Annotated in this window: 14 protein-coding genes; 5 read left to right on the top strand and 9 right to left on the bottom strand. The window is 42.3% G+C overall.

Annotated features, from left to right (window positions below):
* Positions 1-155 precede the first annotated feature (155 nt).
* The 3 genes from gap to GNF10_RS25795 all read left to right on the top strand — a co-directional run bounded on the left by gap (position 156) and on the right by GNF10_RS25795 (position 4,024).
* The gene (gene gap / locus GNF10_RS25805; RefSeq protein WP_185585736.1) at positions 156-1,199 is read left to right on the top strand and encodes a type I glyceraldehyde-3-phosphate dehydrogenase; all 1,044 of its coding nucleotides are present in this window, start codon (positions 156-158) and stop codon (positions 1,197-1,199) included.
* A 241-nt stretch (positions 1,200-1,440) separates the two neighbouring features.
* Complete coding sequence (gene pyk, locus GNF10_RS25800; RefSeq protein ID WP_185585735.1) at positions 1,441-2,871, top strand: pyruvate kinase; 1,431 nt, start codon at positions 1,441-1,443, stop codon at positions 2,869-2,871.
* 148 nt (positions 2,872-3,019) lie between these two features.
* Positions 3,020-4,024, top strand: coding sequence for a transaldolase (locus GNF10_RS25795; RefSeq protein WP_185585734.1), 1,005 nt, complete (start codon positions 3,020-3,022; stop codon positions 4,022-4,024).
* A gap of 64 nt (positions 4,025-4,088) precedes the next feature.
* On the opposite strand, the gene GNF10_RS25790 is transcribed toward GNF10_RS25795, so the two are convergent.
* From GNF10_RS25790 to gyrA, 4 genes are all read right to left on the bottom strand, one after another.
* The gene (locus GNF10_RS25790) at positions 4,089-4,463 is read right to left on the bottom strand and encodes a hypothetical protein (protein WP_185585733.1); all 375 of its coding nucleotides are present in this window, start codon (positions 4,461-4,463) and stop codon (positions 4,089-4,091) included.
* A 387-nt stretch (positions 4,464-4,850) separates the two neighbouring features.
* Positions 4,851-5,186, bottom strand: a complete 336-nt coding sequence (locus tag GNF10_RS25785; protein WP_185585732.1) for a DUF4870 domain-containing protein — start codon at positions 5,184-5,186, stop codon at positions 4,851-4,853.
* Positions 5,187-5,264: 78 nt separating this feature from the next.
* Positions 5,265-6,854: an apolipoprotein N-acyltransferase gene (lnt, locus tag GNF10_RS25780; protein ID WP_185585731.1), complete on the bottom strand. Its 1,590-nt coding sequence runs from the start codon at positions 6,852-6,854 to the stop codon at positions 5,265-5,267.
* A complete protein-coding gene (gyrA, locus tag GNF10_RS25775; RefSeq protein WP_185585730.1) occupies positions 6,835-9,456 on the bottom strand; it encodes a DNA topoisomerase (ATP-hydrolyzing) subunit A in 2,622 nt (873 codons plus the stop codon). The genes lnt and gyrA overlap by 20 nt, the downstream gene beginning before the upstream one ends.
* Positions 9,457-9,947: 491 nt before the next feature.
* Here gyrA and trmB point away from each other — a divergent pair, with 491 nt between their 5' ends.
* Complete coding sequence (trmB, locus tag GNF10_RS25770; protein WP_185585729.1) at positions 9,948-10,595, top strand: tRNA (guanosine(46)-N7)-methyltransferase TrmB; 648 nt, start codon at positions 9,948-9,950, stop codon at positions 10,593-10,595.
* A 40-nt stretch (positions 10,596-10,635) separates the two neighbouring features.
* Here trmB and GNF10_RS25765 read toward each other — a convergent pair whose 3' ends face one another.
* From GNF10_RS25765 to ppsA, 3 genes are all read right to left on the bottom strand, one after another.
* Positions 10,636-12,264 (bottom strand): dolichyl-phosphate-mannose--protein mannosyltransferase, encoded by a 1,629-nt coding sequence (locus tag GNF10_RS25765; RefSeq protein ID WP_185585728.1) that lies wholly within the window; start codon positions 12,262-12,264, stop codon positions 10,636-10,638.
* 109 nt (positions 12,265-12,373) lie between these two features.
* A complete protein-coding gene (locus GNF10_RS25760) occupies positions 12,374-12,886 on the bottom strand; it encodes a GNAT family N-acetyltransferase (RefSeq protein ID WP_185585727.1) in 513 nt (170 codons plus the stop codon).
* 236 nt (positions 12,887-13,122) lie between these two features.
* Entirely contained in the window at positions 13,123-15,597 is a 2,475-nt protein-coding gene (gene ppsA / locus GNF10_RS25755; RefSeq protein ID WP_185585726.1) for a phosphoenolpyruvate synthase, read from the bottom strand.
* A 188-nt stretch (positions 15,598-15,785) separates the two neighbouring features.
* Here ppsA and GNF10_RS25750 point away from each other — a divergent pair, with 188 nt between their 5' ends.
* Entirely contained in the window at positions 15,786-16,190 is a 405-nt protein-coding gene (locus GNF10_RS25750) for a hypothetical protein (protein ID WP_185592227.1), read from the top strand.
* Between the two features lie 151 nt (positions 16,191-16,341).
* On the opposite strand, the gene GNF10_RS25745 is transcribed toward GNF10_RS25750, so the two are convergent.
* Positions 16,342-17,079 (bottom strand): trans-aconitate 2-methyltransferase, encoded by a 738-nt coding sequence (locus GNF10_RS25745; RefSeq protein WP_185581764.1) that lies wholly within the window; start codon positions 17,077-17,079, stop codon positions 16,342-16,344.
* A gap of 222 nt (positions 17,080-17,301) precedes the next feature.
* Entirely contained in the window at positions 17,302-18,042 is a 741-nt protein-coding gene (locus GNF10_RS25740; protein WP_185593306.1) for a hypothetical protein, read from the bottom strand.
* Positions 18,043-18,785 lie beyond the last annotated feature (743 nt).

Here is an 18,785-nt window from a genome sequence, read left to right as displayed (position 1 = left end):
CCCCAATCCCCAATACCCCAATCCTTAAAAGATGCCAAGTAAATATGCCTTAGCTTGCTGATACTGTCAGGATCAAAGAGTAAAGAGTAAAAGGCAATCTATTTTGACTTTTAACTTTCTCCTTTTGTTCAACTTCCACAACGGGAGGTTTAATCTTGACTAAATTGAAAGTTGGTATCAATGGCTTCGGTCGAATCGGGCGACTCGTGCTTCGCGCTGGCCTCGATAATCCCAATATCGAGTTTGTAGGTATTAATGACCTAGTACCACCAGATAACCTCGCTTACCTATTAAAGTACGACTCAACCCACGGTCAATTAAAGCACAAGGTTGAAGCCAAAGAAGACGGCATTCTCATTGACGGACATTTCATCCCTTGTGTGTCGGTGAGGAATCCGGCAGAATTACCTTGGGGAAAATTAGGTGCAGATTATGTCGTAGAAGCGACAGGACTCTTCACTGACTACGAAGGAGCCGCAAACCACCTGAAAGCAGGTGCAAAGCGAGTGATAATTTCTGCTCCTACCAAAGATCCAGATAGAGTTACGACTCTACTCATGGGTGTCAATCATCACCTATTTGACCCCGGTAAGGATATCATTGTCTCCAATGCTAGCTGCACTACAAACTGTCTAGCTCCTATAGCTAAAGTCATCAATGACAACTTTGGGTTAACTGAAGGATTGATGACCACAGTTCATGCCATGACTGCCACTCAGCCAACTGTAGACGGCCCCAGCAAGAAAGACTGGCGGGGTGGTCGAGGTGCAAGCCAGAATATTATTCCCTCGTCCACAGGCGCAGCTAAAGCTGTAGCCCTGGTTTTACCAGAATTGAAGGGCAGGTTAACTGGTATGGCATTACGGGTTCCAACTCCCGATGTTTCTGTAGTCGATTTAACTTTCAAAACTGCCAAAGCTACTAGTTACAAAGAAATCTGTGCTGCCATGAAAGAGGCTGCCGCAGGTTCACTAGCCGGTATTTTGGGATACACAGATGAAGAAGTAGTTTCCACAGATTTTCAAGGCGATACTCATTCTAGTATCTTTGATGCAGGTGCTGGAATTGAGTTGAACTCAAACTTCTTCAAGGTAATTGCTTGGTATGACAACGAGTGGGGCTACTCGAATCGCGTGATTGATTTGATGTTATCTATATCACAAAAGGAAAAACTCGCCTCTACAGTTGCTGTGGTTTAATTGGTCATTTGTCATTGGTCATTGGTCATTGGTGATTAACTTTTGACTTTTGACCCTTGACTTTGGGGATTTGGGTTAAATGGTAAATACCCTGGGAGTAAAAAATCATTTAGTATCTTTATTTACAAAAGCAGTGATATAAAGCACGTGTTAATTTGGATGGCTGGGCGATGTCTACGACGGGCTACGCCTACGCACGAACCATCCAAATTTGCAGGTTACTCCTCAACCCCTAATCCCTATGCGTCGAACCAAAATTATTTGTACTGTTGGCCCGGCTACATCTGCACCTGAAAAGCTACAAGCTTTAGTAGAAGCTGGTATGAATGTGGCACGGTTGAATTTTTCGCACGGGGCTTATGAATTCCACGCCCAAACTGCTCATTATCTCAGACAAATTAGTAATGAGCGGCAAAAGCCGATCGCAATTATGCAAGACCTGTGTGGCCCCAAGATTCGTTTGGGAACCTTACCACCAGAAGGGTTAAATTTAGAAGCTGGTAGTGAAGTTACTTTTGTTTTGCAAGAAAAGGGTGAAAGTATCGATGAACTACCCTTACCATTGCCGACTCTGTTCGCAATGGTGCGACCAGGTGAACCGATTTTAATTAATGATGGTCGCGTCAAGTTAATTGTTACCGATCGCGATGCCGATCGCATTCGTGCCCAAGTGAAAACTGGCGGATTAATTTCCACACATAAAGGAGTAAACTTACCACAAACTCCTTTACCTGTTAATTCCATCACCGAAAAAGACTTGCTGGATCTGCGCTTTGGGATTCAGTTGGGTGTAGATTGGGTAGCGGTGTCCTTTGTGCAATCGCCACAAGACTTAGAACCCGCACGACGGATGATTGAAGCAGCTGGCGCTTCCATCCGCTTAATTGCCAAAATCGAAAGAGCAGAGGCATTAGAAAACTTTGACTCCATTCTCAAAGTTGCCGATGCGATTATGATTGCTCGTGGCGATTTAGGGGTGGAAGTGCCAATTCACGAAGTACCCCTCATTCAAAAAGATATTATTCGCCGTTGCAATCGTGCTGGCAAGCCGGTGATTACAGCCACCCAAATGCTAGAGTCGATGATTAGCGCCCCCGATCCCACCCGCGCCGAAGCAACCGATGTTGCCAACTCCATCTTAGATGGTACGGATGCGGTAATGCTTTCTGGTGAAACAGCTGTTGGACAATATCCCATCGCCGCCGTCCAGATGATGCACAATATCGCCGTGCGGACAGAACAGGCTCTAGATGAGGGTAGCAAACATGCTTGGTGTCATGAGGCAGGTAGTCTCAGTGTTACCGAATCTGTAGCAGAATCAGTCTGTCGCATCGCTTATGAAACAGGCTCACGGGCAATTCTCTGTAACACTTCATCAGGAAATACAGCGAGAATGGTGTCTAAATATCGGCCGACTTCTCCCATTATTGCCCTCACCTCCGACATCACCGCTTATCGCCAACTAGCGCTTTCTTGGGGTGTGGAAGCTTTGCTAATCCCACCAGTTCACCACGCTGAAGAGATGTTTACCAATGTGGTAAATACAGTTGTAGATATGGGTCTAGCCACTAAGGGCGATAAAGTAGTGATTACCTCTGGTGTTCCAATTGGTAAATCGGGCACAACTAGTTTAATCAAAGTGCATTCCATTGGACAGCCAATTTCGGCATAAGGCACTTAGAATAGGGCTGTGGCTCAAGATAGTAAGCAAAATTGGGCAATGATTAAGAAAAATTGCCAGAATCAGAATTGAAGGAAGAGTAAAGAGTGTAAAGAACTGGGGAATAAGTAAATCCTAAATAAACATCACGGAGTCTTTTATGTCTAAGAATTTACTGGAACAATTGCGTGAAGTGACTGTTGTAGTCGCTGATACAGGGGATATCCAGGCAATTGAAAAGTTTAAACCCCAAGATGCCACCACCAATCCTTCGCTGATTACTGCTGCGGCGCAGATGCCAGAATATCAGGGAATTGTCGATCAAACTTTACTGCAAGCGAAGAAAGATGCTGGAGCCGGAGCCACCCAAGCACAGATAGTTTCTCTAGCTTTTGACCGTTTGGCAGTTGCTTTTGGATTAAAGATTTTACAAATCATTCCCGGTCGCGTGTCTACAGAAGTAGATGCTCGCTTGTCCTACGATACCGAAGCTACTCTGACTAAAGCACGGGATTTAATTGCCCAGTATAAAGCTGCTGGAATTGGCCGCGATCGCGTTTTAATTAAAATTGCCACCACTTGGGAAGGCATTCGCGCTGCGGAAATTCTTGAAAAAGAAGGTATTCACTGTAACCTTACCTTGTTGTTTGGTCTTCACCAAGCGATCGCCTGTGCAGAAGCTGGCATTACCCTAATTTCTCCCTTCGTTGGCCGGATTCTCGACTGGTACAAAAAAGATACCGGACGCGATAGCTACCCAGCAACCGAAGATCCAGGAGTTTTGTCTGTCACCAAAATCTACAACTACTACAAGAAATTTGGCTATAAAACCGAAGTTATGGGAGCTAGCTTCCGTAACCTTGGCGAAATTACTGAACTTGCAGGTAGCGATTTGTTGACAATTTCTCCATCACTTTTGGCTGAATTGCAGTCAACTGTGGGAGAACTACCACGTAAACTTGACCCCGCCAAGGCAGCAAAATTGGAAATCGAAAAGATATCCATTGATAAAGCTAGCTATGACAAAATGCACGCAGCAGACCGCATGGCAACTGACAAACTAGACGAGGGCATCAAAGGTTTTACCAAGGCATTAGAAGACCTTGAAAAACTTTTGGCAGACCGACTAGTTCGCCTTGAAGGAGAAGTAGTAGCAAGTCATTAGAAAATAACCATAGTTAGTGGTTGAATCATCAACCACTAACTATGGTTAGCTATATCAACCTTTATCAATATCTTCGTCGAATCTGATATTGTTCGTATGGCCCGCGTCTTTGGATAATCCGCCGTTCTCTGAACTGCTCGCGTCGTCGGATATTTTCGTATCGTCTGAAAGGCGGCCGTCGTCGGATAACCGGGTATCGTCCGTAGGGCTGCCGTCTTCGGATAATCTGCCGTCTTCTAATCTCTCGGTATCGTCCTGGCCGCCGTTGAGCAATTAAAAGCTCTCCAGTTTTATCTCCAATTAGGTTAGCTTCTGGTGCGGCGCTCTGTTCATTGCGAGCATTACTTAAAGAAATATCTTTTGCTTCAGCTAATGAGGGCGGATACACAAAGGCACATAGCAATAGTGCTATTGAGGATAATTTCCTAAAACCTTTCATGTTTTTGCTTCTACTAGACTTTGGATAATAACTTTATTAAAACACCTGAAAGTCTGCAAATTACCCCTGATAAACTTTTTTTTAAACTTAATTTGGTATGAAATTCTATATTTAAGTTTCAGCCTTATGGGTAATTGTAAATTAGCTCAAACTGTGTAATGAATAAGTAATCGTTTAGCTAAATATAATTTTTTACAATAGACAAAATGGAGAATTACCTAACATTTTGTTTCACTTGAAGAAAGCTTTGCTACACCGCAATTAAGTACAGTTAGAAAACAAAACACTAACTCGTGTAGGTTTAATTGATTCTCTGAAACCAACTTCTGGCACTGATTAGGTTTCCCTCTTCCTCAACATAACCTATAACTGTACAACTCTTTTTAACTATACAAATCGGAAAATAAACGGATAGCGGTAAGACGCATTCGGCTGATTCAGAACATTAATAATGGCAATAATTGGCATAATAAAACTGACCACACCCAACACAATCAACAACAAAATACCAATTCCCACAACAATCAGCAATGCAAAGAGAATTGCATAAATATAAAGATTTATATGAAAATTGAGTGATTCTTTGGCATTGTTTTTGATAATCGGGTCATTACTAATTAACAAAATTGCAATCGGTATGCCAATGGAGATAATCGTAGAGCTAAAAAATATTGCTCCGTGGCTTAGGGCTGATAAAAGCTTGCGTTGCTGAATGTCTTCCATGCCACAATTCCTCTTTTAGAGACTCAAATGGTAACTATTACTCGTGGATGTCACTGTAGTTACGATCTGATATTAGCGTTAGTTAATCACTCTCTGCACAAACCACCCTAAGACGCTCAATCCCAGTAACAAAGGTGTCAACCAATCACCCCAACGCACATATAAAGTCTGAGTCTGTCGCCGATAAATTGTTTCTGCATGAGTTTCGTAAGTATTATATCCAGACATCCACAAGGTTCTCCCATGAGGATCTACAAAAGCTGAGTATCCGGTATTCGTTGCCCGTGCTGACCATCGATCAGTTTCAATTGCCCGCATGATATCCTGTGCATGATGCTGAAATGGCATCGATGCAGTGTAATGGGCATCATTAGAAGAACTGAGGATAAATTGCCCACCCGCCGCAGCTTGACGACGAAATTGTTCAGGAAAAGCAGATTCGTAACATATACTAGCGATCGCACGACCAAAAGGAGTGTCAAATATCTGATTTGCTGAACCGGGAACTTGGTGTGCCTCCAAAGGCGACAAGCGTTGAACTATTCCGCCAAAAATTCCTTCAAAGGGAATATATTCTCCCAAAGGTACTAGCTTGGACTTATCGTAGCGGCTGACAATTTCACCCTTACTGTCGAAAGTAAACAAGCTAATTGTATAACTGTCTCCTCGTTCGCCAAAAGCCCCAATCCACCCAACTACACCTTTTTCTTTCACAGCTGCGACTAAGGCAGTTCCCAACAAGTTGCGTTGGAAAATAGGTAAGGCTCCTTCTGGGGTGAGGACTGCATCTACACCTTGGTCTGCTAAAGTTAGATACCCATTAGTGTAATTTTCTTGGGCGCGACGAAACCCTTCGGAACTTCGTAAAAGTCGGTTCGGAATATTACCTTGAACAATCCCCACTTTTAAGGCCGCTTCTGGAGGTTGAGCGATGGGACGACTGTATAAGAAAAAACCGATGAGGTGTAAGGTAATTAATAATCCTGTGGCGGCAACTAAGTATTTATTAACGAACCGCAGAGGCGCAGAGAACACGGAGGAAATTTTCTCTGTGCCCTCTGTGCCTCTGCGGTTTATCCATCCTTCAGCAATTAACCCATTTACAGCAACTATTGCTGCTGTCACAGTATTAGGCCCAGAGAGTTGGCCCAGATGTACAATTACGAGATTGTGCGGGCTTTGGGTGTAAGCAAGTGAACTCCACCACAGAGGGCCAGCACTCCAAAGGCTCTCTAAGGCGCACCAGATGGCTGTACCAATCAGTACACGTAACCACGGTTTTTTTCCACCCAAGCGACCCATTACAGCCGCCCAAATAGTAAGGAATACCCCACCTAAGACACTGATAAATCCCCAACAAAAAATCGTGATTGCCAAGCTTGGCAACCAGGGAACACCCAACCATGTCATCGGATGAATTCCGGTAATCCAGAATAGGGCGACACCGTGAAAACCAATTCCCCACAGGAAAGCCGGGGGGAATTGGTTTTTACCTTTGGCTGAAGTGACAACTAGCACCCATAAGGGAACTATGGCAATCCAAGCCAGGAACCATGCACCTACTGGGGCTACAGTTAGCCCCATTAAAATGCCGCTAGCTAAGGCAATTAAATAAGGGAGTAAGGTGGTTAACCTCTCCCCCTGCTTTTTACTCTGCTTCTTCTGCATCGGCAGCATCAGGTGGAACTATTGCCACTCCGGTAATAGCGTCATCTTCATCTAAACGCTGCACTCTGACTCCAGTTGCCGATCGCGATTGGATAGAAATCGCATTGACCGCTTGACGGATGATAATACCGCGATTTGTCACCATCATGATTTCATCATCATCATTGTTGACAATGCGTAGGGTTGCCAACTTGTCTTTGGTTTTGCGGTTTTTGAACTTGGTTGCCATTAAACCCTGTCCAGCACGATTTTGTAGTCGAAACTGGGCAACGGGTACGCGCTTACCATATCCTCCCATCGTAATTACCAACACCCAAGGCCCAACAATGCCAGTACTAGGGACTTCTGCGGACTCTTCAGTAGTTTCGGTAATTTCGATATCTTCTGTTTCGATTGCTTCGATTGCTTCGATATCTTCTGTTTCGGTTATTTCGGCTTCTGCAACATCCAAAGTTTCAAGAATTGCTGCGGGTAGAATATCCATACCCACGAGTTCATCTTTATTTTTGAGTTTCATGGCTTTTACCCCACGAGTTGCCCTACTTAAAGGACGCAGTTGTTCGTGGTTGCAACGGAAGTTAATCGCCATCCCGTTACGAGAACCAATAATTACACTGTCCTCTACTCTAGCGCGTCGCACCCAGCGCAGTTGGTCGCCTTCTTCTAAGGAAATGGCAATCAAACCATTGGCGCGAATATGACTAAAGGCTGCCAATTCGGTTTTCTTAATATTGCCGCCCTTAGTGAGCATGACTAGATATTCTTCGCTGCTAAACTCGTCAACAGGTACAATCGACGTGATTTTTTCCTCTTTGGGGATGGGTAGCATCTGGACAATAGGTGTCCCGCGACTGGTACGCGAACTCGCTGGAATTTGATACGCTCTCAGGCAATAAACAACACCACGCTCACTAAAGAATAAAATACTGTCGTGATCGCAGCAAGTCAAAAAATGCTCAATGGTATCATCATCTTTCACCTTGGCTGCGGCTTTGCCTCTGGTAGCACGGCTTTGCGCTTCAAAGGTGTTGACTGGCATCCGTTTGATGTAGCCTTGCTCTGTAACCAGAATTATCGCTTTTTCATTGGCAATGAGGTCGCGATCATCTAATTCCCCTTCCCCTGGTAAGATCACCGTGCGGCGGGGTGTGGCAAAGTTAGTTTTCAGTTGCGCGACTTCGGTTTCAATGATTTCTAGCACTCTCTCCCGGCGTGCCAAAATATCTTGTAAGTCGGTAATCTTCGTTTGTAATTCGTCGTGTTCCAAACGAATTTTGTCTGCTTCTAAGGCAGTCAACCGCCGCAATTGCATCTGTAAAATTGCATCTGCTTGCACTTCCGAGAGTCCGTAATTTGTGATTAATTCGCCTTTGGCTGTAGGCGCATCGGGCGCATGGCGAATCAAGACAATAATTGGATCTAACTGGGATAGGGCAATCAACAATCCTTGCAGGAGATGATCGCGTTCTTCGGCTTTCCGCAGTTCGTAACGGGTACGTCTGGCAATGGATTCGATGCGGAAATCTAAGAAGACGGTTAGGAACTGCTTGAGGGTGAGTACTTGGGGTTCGCTATTCACCAACGCCAGCATATTCGCGCCGAAGTTGGCTTGCAGTGGCGTTTGCTTGTAGAGGTTGTTTAGAACGACGCGGGGGTAAGCATCACGCTTGAGTTCGATGACAACTCGCATCCCGTCGCGATCGCTTTCATCCCGGATATCTGCGATGCCCTCTAGCCGTTTTTCGTTCACCATTTCAGCGATTTTTTCAATCAGCGCCGCTTTATTGGTTTGATAGGGCAATTCGGTGATGATAATTGCTTCTCTATCTGGCCGTCCCCGTTGTTCAACGGTTTCAATGTTAGCGACACCACGCATGGTAATAGAACCACGCCCGGTAGTGTAAGCTTCTCGAATGGCAGATGTCCCCAAAATTTGCGCCCCAGTTGGAAAGTCTGGGCCGTGGACATACTGCATTAATTCGAGATCGGTGATTTCGGGATTGTGGATTACAGCCACCAAAGCATCAATCAATTCGCCCAAATTGTGGGGCGGAATGTTGGTTGCCATACCCACGGCAATCCCAGAGGAGCCGTTGAGCAATAATTGGGGAATCCGCGCTGGTAAAACTGTCGGTTCTTGTTGGGAACCGTCGAAGTTATCGGCAAAATCTACGGTTTCATACTCAATATCGTGTAGTAGCCCAGCGCTAGTTAAAGCTTGTAAGCGGCATTCTGTGTACCGCATGGCGGCTGGCGGATCATTGTCTACCGAACCGAAGTTACCATGTCCGTTAACTAGGGGCGATCGCATGGAAAAATCCTGCGCCATCCGCACCAAGGCATCGTATACTGCTGTGTCGCCGTGGGGGTGATATTTACCCAACACTTCCCCCACTACACGGGCGCATTTCTTAAAGGGGCGATCGTGGAGCAGACCTAGCTCGTGCATTGCGTAGAGAATGCGGCGATGCACAGGTTTGAGTCCATCCCTGGCATCTGGCAACGCCCGACCCACTATCACGCTCATGGCGTATTCCAGATAAGACTGCGACATTTCGGTTCGCAAATCTATCGGGATAATCCTCTCCTGTGAGGTTGTCATAACCTAAAAATCTCCAAAAATCGTAGATTTTAGCTTGTTTACTCAACAAAGCGCAAAATTATTCTAAATTGCTCTTGAATAATTGCCATAATTTGATATAATTCTAGCATAATATTGCCGTTTTTTGCCTAGGCAGCTAATCCAAAATCTCTAGTGAAAGAAGATATAATAACTTACATTTGGGAAGCTTTTAGCTATTTAACAAGAGCAGTGAAATAAAAGGTTGATTAGCGCAAATTCGCCTAACTTGAAACATGACAGAGTAAAGTTAAGAAAACAATCTAAAATTGGCTTTATCAACTCTTACTTTGATGACTGTTATTTACTAGAATTCTTGGTTACTCAAGTCTGAAAAATAAAAGCGAGTTGATAATTTCTACTTAAAGAAATAGCCAAATTGGAAAAAGGCTACCAAGACGCAATTAAAGGCAGACTTGTAGCAATTCGTATTTATGATCGATAAAATATTTTGAAGTAAAGGAGAGGAAATTTTGGCAGCAGTCCGAGTCCGCCAGCATGTTAATCCACTTGCTAACAAGTATCAAACACCAGCAACTCCCCTTGAGTGGGAAAAAATTTATGCAAAGCCAAATCAACCACTACATTTAGATATTGGCTGCGCTAAAGGACAGTTTTTATTAAATATGGCCCAAATAGAACCCAACTGGAATTATCTCGGCTTAGAAATTCGAGAACCGTTGGTAAAAGAGGCGAATAAGTTACGTTCGGAGTTGGCTTTAACAAATCTGCACTACTTATTTTGCAATGTGAATAACTCATTGCGATCGCTATTATCTTCCCTTCCTCCAGGAAGTTTACAGCGCGTTACAATTCAATTTCCCGATCCTTGGTTTAAAACCCGCCATGCTAAACGCCGTGTGGTACAACCAGAACTGGTGGCGGAGTTAGCTAGTTATTTGGCGGTTGGTGGGGTTGTGTTTGTGCAATCAGATATGGAATTTATCGCGGTGGAAATGCGCGATCGCTTCGCCGCCCACCCAGCTTATCAGAAAGTGGGTGCAGAAGAATGGTTAGCCGAAAATCCGCTACCAGTGCCCACAGAACGAGAAATAGGCACACAAAAAAAGGGTGAACCTGTCTATCGTGCTTTGTTTGAAAGGGTAATAACTACAGATTAGAGATGTTATTATCATCAATAGCCTAATACCCTATACCCCTTTAAATCCAAGAGTTGAACCACATTCGCAGTTTATAACCGTCAGGGGAGAGGGGTAAACCCAGATAAATAGGCATCCAGAAAATAAAAGCAGCCAGAATGATAAAAGTAATGGTGACACCTAACGCCCGGAGTTGTTGATAATAGCTGCGAAGACACTGATCGACAAACCAAGCGATCGCTAAAAATACAAATACGACTGCACACATATAATGGTATATGAAAACGCACCTCGTAACTTTTACCCAAGGTGCTAAGTTAGCAGTATAATTTATAACTAAATACAAGCCAATCCAAGTATCAATACTAAGAGTTGCAGGTACTAAAAAACGCTTTTCTTTCACCCAAGGAATTACGGCTTGTGACACCAGCATTCCTACTAAAAACAACATAGCAGCAACACCAAACCACCACAAAAAGGGATTGCCCATTGCATGGACATCATAAATAACTTGTCCAGCACCAGCAGGTAAAGGTGGCCCCATGACAGGTAATGGTTCAGTGATGCTTTTAGCTGTTTGATAATAATATGCCATTGGTCGAGTCATCAAAGGCCATTTGTACCAGGCAGCACAATAAGGATGTACATCCGAACTATTACCACCTAAATGCAAGTGAAACTTCAAAATTTGCTGATGTACTGCAATAAATCCATAAGTTTTATCTAGCTGAAGGTGAGGAATCCAGATGATGCTATAGATAAAAGCTGGGATTATTCCTAGATAAAATAACATCTGGAAAATATTTAGCTGAGTCAAGTTTTGTAGTGGTGATTCAGATGAGGGAGATGGTATAAATGGTGGAGAATAAGTACTAATTCCTACCTCTTGGCTCCTGAATTCTGCCGACGCTTGCGGACTCGCTACCGCTTTGCTATCCTGGCTCCTACCTTCTTCCGACGCTCGCGGACTCGCTAACGCTGCGCTATCCTGCCTCCTGCCTCCTGCCTCCTCCAATGAGGGGGATTTAAAAAAGAGTTTGGCGTTAGCAAAAGAATACGTTCCCTGAATTACCCAAGCTACTATCCAAACAAGATAAGCACCTGATAGGAACCATAAACCGTTCCACTTAGTACCGACTGACGCACCAAAAGCAATGCCAGCAAAAATTAACCAAAATGAACGTCGCCTATTTTGCTTATCTAATGCTAATAATAAAAACCAGTGTCCTAATAAACCAAAGATGACAATATAAATATTACTTAAAGCATAACGAGATTCAACTAGAAAAATGCCATCACAAGCTGTAAATAAACCAGCAAGCAAAGCAAAGCTACGACGATAACTCAATTGATAAGCGATCGCAGCCACAACTAAAGGGATAAATGATCCAGTAAGCGCATTGAACCACCGATAAGTCCAAGGCGATCGCATTGAACCCGTTAGCCCATTTACTGTATCGTGCCAAAAAGGAATGTGACTGCCAAGCCAAATGCCGATGCCAATCATATATTGGCTTAACGGCGGATGAGCATTAAAAAATGGTGTGTGCGTGAGGTAATTATTACCAAATTTGGCAAAGTAAACTTCATCAAATACCAGAGTATTGAATCGCTCCAATCCCCAAAACCTCAAGGCGAGTGAGAGGATAAATATACCCAACAGCCCAATTCGGAACCATTTTTTAGCCATTTGTCATTTGTCATTTGTCATTGGGCATTGATAAATAATCAATAAATAGTTTAGTTTTTCTTCCCCTGCTTCCCCTGCTCCCCTACTCCCTACTACTACTACTCCCCCTCTACTCTTCAGGTGCATCTAGTTTAAACAGGAGTAGTTCAATACCGTAATACTTGTTTGTTCGCCCGACTGGTTTCATACCCAATCGTTCTGTTACACGGATTGAAGCATGATTTTCTGGCTTTACTACAGCATAAATCACTGGCAAGTTCAAAACACTAAATCCGTAGTTGAGCATAGCTTGTCCTGCTTCTGTTGCATACCCTTTACCCCAAGAAACTCGCCGTAAGTGCCAGCCTATCTCATAATCTTGAGTAGGTAAACGATCTTTGTCGGGCAATTGTTCCAGAAGAATAGTTCCCACAATTGTTGTAGTTTCCTTTTCGACAATTGCCCAAGATCCATTACCATTGTCGTCAATTAAGCGTAGACGCTGTGACTCAACACTTGTGACGCGAGAGCCGAGAAAGTGCGTAACTTCAGGGTCATTATAAATTACAAAGGCTTCCTCGGCATCGCGTTCGGGTATCCAACTGCGAATAATCAAACGTTCGGTTTCCAAAAGATTTGCCATCTTGCTTTTGACTAAACTAAATACCCATTCTGCAAAATACTAAGATACTTATGGTTGAGCAGTCAAAAGTTTTGTAGACAATTACACAAACAAAATATGGCGATCGCTATATTACAGGCAGTGATCCAGAAGTTCAACTACTGTTGGTTATGCGATGCCTGCGGCGGTAAACCACGCAAATTCTGAGTCTTTCCGCAGTTCTTCAGACCGGAATCCCAATACAATCCGATCCTTTGCTATCCCTGCTCAACTTTTGCCACTTCCAGCATTGTCTTTAAAACTGAATCTGGATTGAGACTAATTGAGTCAATTCCTTGTTCAACTAAAAACTGGGCAAATTCTGGATAGTCGCTGGGTGCTTGTCCACAAATGCCGATTTTGCGATCGCATTTTTTTGCCGCTTCTATGGCCATTTTTACCATTCGTTTGACAGCTGGGCTACGTTCATCAAACAATCTTGCTACCAACGCCGAATCCCTATCTATCCCTAGTGTCAGTTGAGTTAAATCATTTGAACCAATGGAGAAACCATCAAATACCTCAGCAAATTCTTCAGCCAGAATCACATTACTGGGCAACTCACACATCACATAAACCTGCAAGCCGTTAACACCCTGCTTTAAACCATTTTTTGCCATCTCTGCCAAAACCAACCGCCCTTCATCAGGAGTACGACAAAAAGGAATCATCGGGATAACGTTCGTTAAACCCATCTCTTCCCGTACTCGTTTGAGGGCATGACATTCTAAAGCAAAAGCTTCTCTGTAGCCTTCATCATAATAACGTGCCGCTCCTCGCCAACCTAGCATTGGGTTTTCTTCATGGGGTTCAAACTGCCGCCCACCTAACAAATTCGCATATTCATTACTTTTGAAATCTGACATTCGCACAATCACTGGTTTAGGATAAAATGCTGCGGCAATTCTACCAATGCCTTGAGCTAATTTATCTACAAAATATTGTGGTTTATCATCATAAAGTGAGGTAATTTCAGCAATTTTATCTTTTGCAAATTCATCTTTTAATAATTCATAATGAATCAACGCCATTGGATGAATTTGGATTTGGTTAGCAATGATAAATTCTGTTCTTGCTAAACCTACGCCATCGTTAGGAATTGCCGATAAACTTAATGCTTCTTGGGGATTACCCACATTCATTAAAATTTTAGTATGGGTGCGCGGTAAGTTCTCTAAAGCAACTTCTTCTACTTCAAAAGGTAATAAACCTGCATAAACTTTTCCTTCTTCCCCTTCAGCGCAAGAAATTGTTACTTCTTGACCAGGTTTTAAAATTTCTGTAGCATTGCCACATCCCACGATCGCAGGTACACCCAATTCTCGCGCAATGATTGCTGCATGGCATGTTCTACCACCAGAGTTGGTGACAATTGCACTGGCGCGTTTCATAATTGGTTCCCAATCGGGATCGGTTCTTTCTGTCACCAAAACTTCCCCAACTTGAAACTGTTCGAGTTTCTGAACATCTAAAATGAGGCGGGCTTTCCCTTGACTAATAGCTTCTCCAATTGCACTTCCTGTAACTAGAGGAATAGGTGATTGGGAATCATGGAGTGAGGAGTGGGAAGATTTTTCCCTATTTCCCAACATCAGCCGATAACTCCGTAGCACATTTCCTGTCTTCTGCGACTGGACGGTTTCGGGACGCGCTTGCACAATAAAAAGTTGGTTAGTAATGCCATCTTTTGCCCATTCGATATCCATTGGAGTTGATATACCGTGGACTTGAGAATAATGATCTTCAATTAAACACGCCCAAATTCCTAGCTGTAAAATCTCTTCATCACTCAGGGCAAATTTACCTCTTTCGCTGGGGGAAACCGAAACATTTTTTGTAAATTTGGAGCCGTCATCATAAATCATTTTCAGTTCTTTACTGCCCAATTTTTTATCGATAATCGGGCGGAAACCAGCTTTTAAAGTTGGTTTAAAAACATAGTATTCATCGGGATTTACAGACCCCTGGACAACATTTTCACCTAAACCGTAGGCGGCTGTAATTAGTGCCGCATCCTTAAATCCAGTTTCTGTGTCAATAGAGAACATCACCCCAGAGGTTGCTAAGTCAGAGCGCACCATTTTTTGCACGCCCACAGCCAGAGCAATGCTAAAGTGGTCAAAACCCTTGGTGTGGCGATAAGAAATAGCGCGATCGGTAAATATGGAAGCAAAGCATTTGTGACAAGCTGCTAAAACTCCTTCGACACCAACAACGTTGAGGTAAGTTTCTTGCTGTCCGGCAAAACTAGCATCGGGAAGGTCTTCGGCGGTGGCGCTAGAACGGACTGCAACATCTGTCTCTGTATGGTATATTTCACAAAGACTTTGGTAGGCTGTAGCGATCGCCTCTCGCAATGCTACAGGAAATGGGGTGTGGATTAATAGCGATCGCGCTTTTTTCCCCCGTTCTCGTAAATTTTTGACATCCTCAACATCCAAGTCAGCAAAGAGTTTGCGTAGCTTTGCTTCTAAACCTGCTGATTTGATGAAATGACGATAGGCGTAAGCAGTAGTGGCGAATCCGGTAGGAACGTTAATCCCTTTGGGCGTTAGCTGTTGAATCATTTCGCCCAGTGAGGCATTTTTACCACCAACTAACGGGATATCAGCAATTCCAACCTCATCAAACCACAAGATGAGCGATCGCTCTTGAGCAGATGGAGATAAATTGCTTTTAGATATTGTAGTCATAATTACCTTTTAAATTTATACTCAATTTGTAAGTGTGTAACCGTTAGTATATTTTTCCCATCTTTAATTTTAGATTTTTCATTCTGTCGTGTAACTTTAAATTTGGCGATTAAATACAACGTTATAGTCAATAAAAATTAACAATTATTCAAGTTATAGTTGTATCAAAATACTGGATGCAATACACAATGGCGCAATTAGAACGACTGTTGAAAATGGCAGAAGATGAGTTAACTGAGTACAGTACTGATGCTCGCAAAATAGAAAAACTACGCCGGAAAATAGGTTTATCAGTCTCGGCAGCCGAACAACGACAAGTCAAAGAAGCATTATTAGTTAATAAGCAATCTTCTAATATAGTTACTCAAATTGTGGAAGAGCAAAGACAAACAGTAGCCTTACCATTTTGGGGAATTGCTGGATTGGGTTTGTTATTCGGAATTTCTTTAAATCAACCTTTTTGTTTGTTAGCCGCTATAGTTGGTACTGTATCAGCTTACAGAATTCAAAAATGGGGTTGGCAATTGCAGGCAAGGAGTCTATTGTTACAAACATTGGAAGATATTGAAGTGCGTATTGCCCAACCTAAATAGATACACTTTATAAATAAATTATTTATATACGTTTGTATTTTAATATACAATGCAATCGGCTTTTTACTCGATTAACACCTCGTAAGTATTTAACAATTCCTTTGGGATCACCATAACAAAAAAAATTAGATATTGGATTTGATTCAGGTATTTATGATCCTGATTTACGTGCAATAAATGCTACATGCCCCTTCGGCAGAAGGTATTGCCCATAACTACGAGTTGTTTCAACTTGGAAGCCAACGCCAGAGAGTTCACTTGCAATAGCTGTTGCTTCGTATAATCGCATGTGGTGTACTTCGTCAGATCGTCTGTAGTGTTCCCCCATCTTACGGAAGTTGATAATTCGGCGTGTCAAAATCATTTGTTCTCGATCTTCCGATTTTTCAACTAATACTACCCAGCTTTCTCCTTCAGTGAAACCCTTAGTTGTAGTACCTTGTGCAACTTGTCCTTTTTCGGCAATGTCGAAGATGAATACACCCCCAGGAGTTAAGGCATTATATATGCGCCAGAAAAGTTGAACAAGAATTTGGCGATCGTTGTCTCGATCAAACAGGTAGCTGATACATTCACTAATAGAGGTGACAGCATTGCATGGCGGAATATCTGTTTTGAATAGTGAATCGATCCGAAATTCAGCATCTGGCACTCTTGTTCGTGCAATATTAATCATCGACTCAGAAATATCAACTCCGAGAACACGATAATGAGCCTTAGTGAGTTCTTCTGCCCATAACCCGCTACCACAACCCAAGTCAACCACTAATCCATCATGTATTTTGTTTTGAGCGAGGATTTCTAAAATGCCAGGAGCAGATTTAAGAGCGAAGTCACGGAAACCATCATCATGAATAAATGCAAGGTCTTCTTTGTACCATTCATTCATATTGCTTAGAGGCTATTTATAAATATTTTAGGGTTAAATACTTATTACGTACTTTTATCTATTACACTATTTTAGCCTTGCCACGCCAGTAGGGTGCGTTACGCGCTGCTTTAACGCACCTAAAAATATGGTGCGTTACGGCTAAATTAGACTTTCTCAAACCTTAAAATTCCTAAACAGCCGTAACACACCCTACTTAATATTTACTTTATAAATAGGCTCTTATTGCCTCTTCACAGAAATTGTGTAACTAGGTAGATGTGAGGCATCTGTTTGAGTTTTTACAAGTCGCCAGTCATTATCTATATATAAATGCTGAAACACTTGAGAAGGTGCTAAGGATGTTTGTTTTAAATAATTTGTATAATTTATGTCTATATTTTCTAATTCGAGAGCTTTCGATAAAGCCAATTTTGACGCATTCAGTTTGACTTTAGTGTTAAGCACATCAGTAAACCAGGTATAGACTGATTCTAGATTTAGAGGGATTTCTCTATTTTTAAAAGCCTGAAATCTATCAATGTTTTGAAGATACCATTTGCCATTTTGAACTCCATATTTTTGGATTACCATGAAATCATAAGCTGGTAATTTTGAGTGAAAAGTATGGGATAAATACGGCTCTTTTCCCATTATATAGCGAGCGACACTGGCACAGTAACCATCATGCTGGAAAATTTGAAAAGACTGTTCTTGTATTCTTTTCGGTAAACTTTCATGAAATGAAATGGTAGACCATATTGGTGTCCAAACACCCACCAAAAGCCGTAATTGTTCCGTAACACTGAAAACAGGATTGTGTTGGCTTAATTTTATAAAATAGGGAAGTAATTCAGTTTTGTAAAATTTAATCTCGTCATTTGAAGTTCCTGATTTTTGCCCTTGAACTCGTGCCAAAATCTCATTTTTAAATTTTACTTTTTTGGGAGCGCTTAATTGATTTTTTAGCAAGAGTTCAAACATCACCATTTACCTTGTTCTCATTTTTTTAGATGACTTGGTAAGAATTAAAACTGGTGATTTTAGTACTTATACAGGTATCATCTATTCTTTTACCCTGTAAGAGGTAGAGCTTTTTAGCTCCTGCCTTTGACAGTTATAAGGTGTTTATGTGCCTGATACTATCTACTCCTACTCACAAAATGGTGTGATCTAGATCACTGGAAACTAAAATATATTGAAAAAGTATGTAGAAATTAGACTATTACATATATATGACGTGTAGCAGCTGACCATCTGAAATTTCTATGATTCTCTTCCCGATGCCTAGATATCACGCCATTTTACAGTGACTTCTTTCACAATTACCCAACGGTAATTTACAAGTAACGCACAAAAAAATAGCCAACTTGATATGTTACGTTGACGCTAACGATCCTACAATTGACCTGCAACTAATTTTCCAAAATGAATCTAGCAATTACTCCTTTTATTACTTTTTTTATTTTGTTGTTTGCATGGGGAACGGCAACTGCTGATATCTCGTTCTAAGGTAAATTTATTTTTGTCTTGGGGCTCACCATGTAATTGGTTAGGCGTGTAACCTAAATTCTCGATCCAAGTTACAAATTTATCTTTATATGGGTCATTTGCTGTCGATTTGTGTCCATTTCGTGATTTAGACGATAGTCAATACTGCTCGGTTAAGGGAAAATAGATAGTGGAATAAATCATAATTTGTTCGCGTGTGGCTTACGAGAACAAAA

Source organism: Nostoc sp. UCD121 (assembly GCF_014222285.1).
Classification (GTDB): Bacteria; Cyanobacteriota; Cyanobacteriia; order Cyanobacteriales; family Nostocaceae; genus Nostoc.
This window is presented reverse-complemented; position numbering and strand designations above follow the sequence as displayed.